Annotated in this window: 1 tRNA gene and 2 rRNA genes; all 3 read left to right on the forward strand. The window is 54.7% G+C overall.

Annotated features, from left to right (window positions below):
* Positions 1–90: 90 nt before the first annotated feature.
* The 3 genes from ACIQCS_RS23825 to ACIQCS_RS23835 all read left to right on the forward strand — a co-directional run bounded on the left by ACIQCS_RS23825 (position 91) and on the right by ACIQCS_RS23835 (position 3343).
* Positions 91–2881: ribosomal RNA gene (locus tag ACIQCS_RS23825) — 23S ribosomal RNA — on the forward strand.
* 100 nt (positions 2882–2981) lie between these two features.
* Positions 2982–3096 (forward strand): 5S ribosomal RNA (gene rrf / locus ACIQCS_RS23830).
* Between the two features lie 170 nt (positions 3097–3266).
* Positions 3267–3343 (forward strand) — tRNA-Met (locus tag ACIQCS_RS23835).
* Positions 3344–3468: the final 125 nt, after the last annotated feature.

Below are 3468 nucleotides of genomic sequence, written 5' to 3' on the forward strand. Positions count from 1 at the left end.
CATCCACACCAAGATACTGCGCTACACTGCTCTGCCGAGTTTCGTGTTGGCTTATGCCAATCCAGTGTTGTCGTTGGTGGTGTGGACTCTCAAGCGTGAGGTAAGGGCAATTGGTGGATGCCTTGGCGCATACAGGCGATGAAGGACGTGGCACGCTGCGATAAGCGTGGGGGAGCTGTGAGCAGGCTTTGATCCCACGATTTCCGAATGGGGAAACCCACCTAATCCGATTATCCTGGTCGTGAGTAATCACGGTTTGGGTAATTGGAAAAAGGTATCACCTAGCTGAATAAAATAGGCTTCGTGAAGCGAACCCGGCGAACTGAAACATCTCAGTAACCGGAGGAAAAGACATCAACCGAGATTCCGTTAGTAGTGGCGAGCGAACGCGGACCAGGCCAGTGCTTCTAATTCAACTAGCAGAACCATCTGGAAAGATGGGCCATAGCGGGTGACAGCCCCGTATGCGAAAGTGATGTTAGAAGACTCGAGTAGGGCGGGACACGTGTAATCCTGTCTGAACATGGGGGGACCACCCTCCAAGCCTAAATACTCGTATGCGACCGATAGCGAACTAGTACCGTGAGGGAAAGGTGAAAAGCACCCCGATGAGGGGAGTGAAACAGTACCTGAAACCGATTGCCTACAAGCAGTGGGAGCCTCTTTATGGGGTGACCGCGTACCTCTTGCATAATGGGTCTGTGACTTAATGTATCAAGCAAGCTTAAGCCGATAGGTGTAGGCGCAGCGAAAGCGAGTCTGAATAGGGCGACTTAGTTTGATGTATTAGACCCGAAACCCGGCGATCTAGGCATGACCAGGATGAAGGTGGGGTAACACCCACTGGAGGTCCGAACCGATTAACGTTGAAAAGTTACCGGATGAGTTGTGTTTAGGGGTGAAAGGCCAATCAAGCCGGGAAATAGCTGGTTCTCCGCGAAAACTATTGAGGTAGTGCCTCGGATGAACACCCTAGGGGGTAGAGCACTGGATGGATGCGGGGGTCGCGAGATCTACCAATTCTAACCAAACTCCGAATACCTAGGAGTGATATCCGGGAGACAGACGGCGGGTGCTAAGGTCCGTCGTCAAAAGGGAAACAGCCCTGACCTACAGCTAAGGTCCCCAAGTCACGTCTAAGTGGGAAAGCATGTGGGAATCCCAAAACAACCAGGAGGTTGGCTTAGAAGCAGCCATCCTTTAAAGAAAGCGTAACAGCTCACTGGTCTAAATAAGGGTTCCTGCGGCGAAGATGTAACGGGGCTCAAGACGTGCACCGAAGCTTAGGGTGTGGATTTATCCACGCGGTAGCGGAGCGTTCCGTAAGCCTGTGAAGCGATCTGGTAATGGGTCGTGGAGGTATCGGAAGTGCGAATGCAGACATGAGTAGCGATAAAAAGGGTGAGATGCCCTTTCGCCGAAAGACCAAGGGTTCCTGCGCAAGGCTAATCCGCGCAGGGTGAGCCGGCCCCTAAGACGAGCCCGAAGGGGGTAGTCGATGGGAACCACGTTAATATTCGTGGGCCTGGTGGTGTGTGACGGATGGTGTGTGTTGTATGCTCTTAACGGATTGAGCATGCTTCGAAGCTGTCCCGGGAAATAGCCCCACCGTATAGACCGTACCCGAAACCGACACAGGTGGTCAGGTAGAGTATACCAAGGCGCTTGAGAGAAGTGTCCTGAAGGAACTCGGCAAATTGCCTCCGTACCTTCGGAAGAAGGAGGCCCTCACATTGCGCAAGCAGTATGAGGGGGCACAGGCCAGGGGGTAGCGACTGTTTAGCAAAAACACAGGGCTCTGCTAAGTCGGCTTCAAGACGACGTATAGGGTCTGACGCCTGCCCGGTGCCTGAAGGTTAAGTGGAGGGGTGCAAGCTCCGAAATGAAGCCCAGGTAAACGGCGGCCGTAACTATAACGGTCCTAAGGTAGCGAAATTCCTTGTCGGGTAAGTTCCGACCTGCACGAATGGCGTAACGACTTCCCCACTGTCTCCAGGACATGCTCAGCGAAATTGAATTCTCCGTGAAGATGCGGAGTACCCGCGGTTAGACGGAAAGACCCCGTGCACCTTTACTGCAGCTTCAGAGTGGCATTGGAAAATAACTGTGTAGCATAGGTGGGAGGCTTTGAAGCATCGGCGCCAGCTGATGTGGAGCCATAGGTGAAATACCACCCTGTTGTTTTTTAATGTCTAACCTCGATCCATGAAACTGGATCAGGGACCCTCTGTGGCGGGTAGTTTGACTGGGGCGGTCGCCTCCTAAAGAGTAACGGAGGCGCGCGAAGGTTGGCTCAGGCCGGTTGGAAACCGGCTGTTAGAGTGCAATGGCATAAGCCAGCCTGACTGCGAGACTGACAAGTCGAGCAGAGACGAAAGTCGGTCATAGTGATCCGGTGGTCCCTCGTGGAAGGGCCATCGCTCAACGGATAAAAGGTACGCCGGGGATAACAGGCTGATAACCCCCAAGAGCTCATATCGACGGGGTTGTTTGGCACCTCGATGTCGGCTCATCACATCCTGGGGCTGGAGCAGGTCCCAAGGGTTTGGCTGTTCGCCAATTAAAGTGGTACGTGAGCTGGGTTCAGAACGTCGCGAGACAGTTTGGTCCCTATCTGCCGTGGGCGTCGAAATTTGAGAGGAGTTGACCCTAGTACGAGAGGACCGGGTTGAACATACCTCTGGTGTACCTGTCGTCGTGCCAACGGCGCAGCAGGGTAGCTATGTATGGACGGGATAACCGCTGAAAGCATCTAAGCGGGAAGCCTCCCTCGAGATAAGATTTCTTAGGACGGTCGAAGACCACGACCTTGATAGGCCGGATGTGGAAGTGCGGTAACGCATGGAGCTAACCGGTCCTAATTGTCCTATTCGCGCTTGATGAGTCCCACCATCAACGACAGCATTGGCTGTCGATGATCGGATGTTCATCTCACCTTGGTGCACCGATTTGAAAAACCTACCGCAGCACAGGCTTCATTGCTTGGTGGCTATAGCGTCTGTGACCCACCCGATCCCATCCCGAACTCGGCCGTGAAACCAGACAGCGCCGATGGTACTATCGCTTAAGCGATGGAAGAGTAGGTCGTCGCCAGGCATTGAAGCCTGTGCTCCGGTAAGTACAACCCATTCACTTTGTCTTGTTGGCCTCAGGCGCCGGCGGTCGCATCCGCGACCTTGGCTTCCCCGCCGGCAAGGCGCGGCGGCCTCCCGGCCTTGCGGAGCTCGCCGCTCCGCCTGCAAACCTGATCCCCAACCCCTTGGTGGCGCGGGATGGAGCAGCCCGGTAGCTCGTCAGGCTCATAACCTGAAGGTCGTAGGTTCAAATCCTACTCCCGCAACCAAGAATTCTCCCGTCAAGTCAACGACTTGGCGGGGTTTTGCGTTTCTGGGACAGACCGCACCGGAAGCATATCGGAACCAATCCGGCGGATACTCCCGCGCGGAAGCTCGCGGAATCGCCGGTCGC

Source organism: Sphingomonas sp. NPDC092440 (genome assembly GCF_044754985.1).
Taxonomy (GTDB): Bacteria; Pseudomonadota; Alphaproteobacteria; order Sphingomonadales; family Sphingomonadaceae; genus Sphingomonas.